3 protein-coding genes are annotated in these 2884 nt (G+C 65.0%); all 3 read left to right on the top strand.

All coding sequences use genetic code 11. From position 1 onward, the window contains the following. The first annotated feature begins 5 nt into the window (after nucleotides 1-5). Entirely contained in the window at nucleotides 6-1610 is a 1605-nt protein-coding gene (locus tag DYS74_RS18305; protein ID WP_121535054.1) for a cytochrome ubiquinol oxidase subunit I, read from the top strand. Between the two features lie 6 nt (nucleotides 1611-1616). Then, on the top strand, nucleotides 1617-2774 hold the full coding sequence (gene cydB, locus DYS74_RS18300; protein WP_121535053.1) for a cytochrome d ubiquinol oxidase subunit II: 1158 nt from the start codon (nucleotides 1617-1619) through the stop codon (nucleotides 2772-2774). Nucleotides 2775-2789: 15 nt separating this feature from the next. Further along, nucleotides 2790-2884 (top strand): cytochrome bd-I oxidase subunit CydX (gene cydX / locus DYS74_RS18295; RefSeq protein WP_121535055.1); only part of this gene is annotated, 95 nt, incomplete at its 3' end.

Genomic DNA, 2884 nt, shown 5'->3' with positions numbered 1-2884 from the left:
GACGGATGGATTTTGGTATTGTGGAGCTGTCGCGCCTTCAGTTTGCGATGACGGCTCTGTATCACTTCCTCTTCGTGCCGCTGACGCTGGGATTGTCGATCCTGGTTGCGATCATGGAGACGGTCTATGTGATGACCGGGCGGCCGATCTGGCGGCAGATGACGAAGTTCTGGGCGACGCTGTTCGGCATCAACTTCGTGCTCGGCGTGGCGACGGGCATCACCATGGAATTCCAGTTCGGGATGAACTGGAGCTATTACAGCCATTATGTCGGCGACATCTTCGGCGCGCCGCTCGCCATCGAGGGGCTGATGGCCTTCTTCATGGAGGCGACCTTCGTCGGGCTGATGTTCTTCGGCTGGGACAAGCTCTCCCGCGTCGGCCATCTCACCGTCACCTGGCTCGTCGCGATCGGCTCGAACTTCTCGGCGCTGTGGATCCTGATCGCCAATGGCTGGATGCAGAACCCGGTGGGCGCCGCGTTCAACCCGATGACCATGCGCATGGAGATGACCTCCTTCTTCGAGGTGCTGTTCAACGAGGTCGCGCAGGCGAAATTCGTCCATACCGTCTCGGCGGGCTATGTCACCGCCTCGATCTTCGTCCTTGGCGTCTCGGCCTGGTACATGCTGAAGGGGCGGCATCTGGAGCTCGCCCGCCGTTCGATCGCGGTGGCGGCGGCCTTCGGCCTCGCCTCGTCCTTCTCGGTCGTCATCCTCGGTGACGAGTCGGGTTACAACGCCTCGCTGAACCAGAAGATGAAGCTCGCCGCGATCGAGGCGATGTGGGAAACCGAACCGGCGCCCGCCTCCTTCACCCTCTTCGGCATCCCCGACCAGGCGGCGCGCGAGACCCATTATGCGGTGAAGATCCCCTTCGCGATGGGGCTTCTCGGCACCCGCTCGCTGACCGAGGAAATCCCCGGCATCGCCGATCTGGTAAGCCAGGCCGAGACCCGGGTGCGCTCGGGCATCCTTGCCTATGACGCGCTGATGCAGATCCGCGCGGCGAAGGGCAATGTCACGCCCGAGGAGACCGCCGCCTTCGAGGAACATTCGAAGGATCTGGGCTTTGCCTTCCTGCTCAAGCGCTATGTCGACGACCCGCGCCAGGCGACCGAGGCGCAGATCGTGCAGGCCGCGAATGACACCGTGCCCACGGTCTGGCCGATCTTCTGGTCGTTCCGGATCATGGTGGCGCTCGGCTTCTCCTTCATCGCGGTTCTGGGCTATTTCTTCGTGGTCTCCAACTTCAGGGGGATGCGCTATCCCCGCTGGGCGCTGCGGCTGGCCGTCATCGTCATCCCCGCGCCCTGGATCGCCGCCGAGCTCGGCTGGTTCACCGCCGAATTCGGCCGCCAGCCCTGGACGGTCGACGGCGTGCTGCCGACCGCGCTCTCGGTCAGCCATCTCTCGGTCGCGGATCTCGCGATCACCCTTGCGGGCTTCGTGCTCTTCTACACCGTGCTCTTCATCATCGAGATGGGGCTGATGGTGAAATACATCCGCAAGGGCCCCTACCAGGACGTCGCCGAGACCGAGGACTGGATGCGCCGCCACGAAGCGCGGCTGAAGACCTCGGACGATGCCGTCACCATGCCTGCGGAGTAAGACACCATGATTTTGCATGATCTGATCAGTCTCGATGTGCTGCGGGTGATCTGGTGGGGGCTCCTCGGCGTGCTGCTCATCGGCTTTGCCGCCACCGACGGCTTCGACATGGGCGTGGGGGCGCTGCTGCCCTTCGTCGCCAGGACCGATGACGAGCGCCGCGTCGTGATCAACACCGTCGGCCCGGTCTGGGAAGGCAACCAGGTGTGGTTCATCCTCGGCGGCGGCGCGATCTTCGCCGCCTGGCCGCCGCTCTATGCGGTCAGCTTCTCGGGCTTCTACCTGGCGATGTTCGCGGTGCTCGCGGCGCTGATCCTGCGCCCGGTGGGCTTCAAGTACCGCTCGAAGCGCGAGGGCCACGCCTGGCGCAACGGCTGGGACTGGGCGCTCTTCGTCGGCGGCGCGGTGCCGGCGCTGATCTTCGGCGTCGCCGTCGGCAATGTGCTGCAGGGCGTGCCGTTCCAGATCACCGAGGATCTGATGCCGCTCTACCCGGGCGCCTTCCATGCGAAGTTCCTCGGGTTGCTGAACCCCTTCGCGCTGCTCGCGGGTGTGGTCTCGCTGACCATGCTGCTGCTGCATGGCGCGGGCTGGCTGACGCTGAAGACCGAGGGCGCGGTGCAGCGCCGCGCGATCGCGATCGGCTCGGTCGCGGGCATCGTGGCGATCCTCGCCTATGCGCTCGCCGGCGTCTGGCTGGCTTACGGCATCCCGGGCTATGCGCTCACCTCCGAGGTCGCGGCGAACGGGCCCTCGAACCCGCTGCTGAGCACCGTCGCGCATCAGGGCTCCTGGCTTGCGGCCTATGCGCTGCGGCCCTGGATCGCGATCGCCCCGGTTCTGGGCATCGCCGGCATGGCGCTGGCGATCCTCGCGATGCGCAAGGCAAACGGCGCGGCGCTGATCTTCTCCGGCCTCGCGATCCTTGGCGTGATCGCCTCGGTCGGGCTGACGATGTTCCCCTTCATCCTGCCCTCCTCGATCCAGCCCGACGCCTCGCTCACCGTCTGGGACGCCTCCTCCTCGCATCAGACGCTGTTCGTGATGCTGGTCGTCTCGGTGATCTTCGTGCCGATCATCCTTGCCTACACCGCCTGGGTCTACAAGGTCCTCTGGGGCAAGGTCACCACCGCCGAAGTCACCGAAAACAAGAACGCCTACTGAGAAAGGACGCATCCCATGTGGTACTTCGCCTGGATCCTCGGCCTCCCCCTCGCTGCCCTCATCGCCGTCGCTAACGCAATGTGGCTCGAAATGCTCAACGATCGGAAGAT

It is taken from the genome of Paenirhodobacter hankyongi (assembly GCF_003664585.1).
Taxonomy (GTDB): domain Bacteria; phylum Pseudomonadota; class Alphaproteobacteria; order Rhodobacterales; family Rhodobacteraceae; genus Rhodobacter; species Rhodobacter hankyongi.
Note: the sequence above shows the minus strand (reverse complement) of the source record. Positions and strands in the feature narration are given on the sequence as shown.

Bases quoted from the DNA above. Each gene is read 5' to 3' on its own strand.
- DYS74_RS18305 (WP_121535054.1), top strand. From the start codon at position 6: ATGGATTTTGGTATTGTGGAGCTGTCGCGCCTTCAGTTTGCGATGACG.
- cydB (WP_121535053.1), top strand. From the start codon at position 1,617: ATGATTTTGCATGATCTGATCAGTCTCGATGTGCTGCGGGTGATCTGG.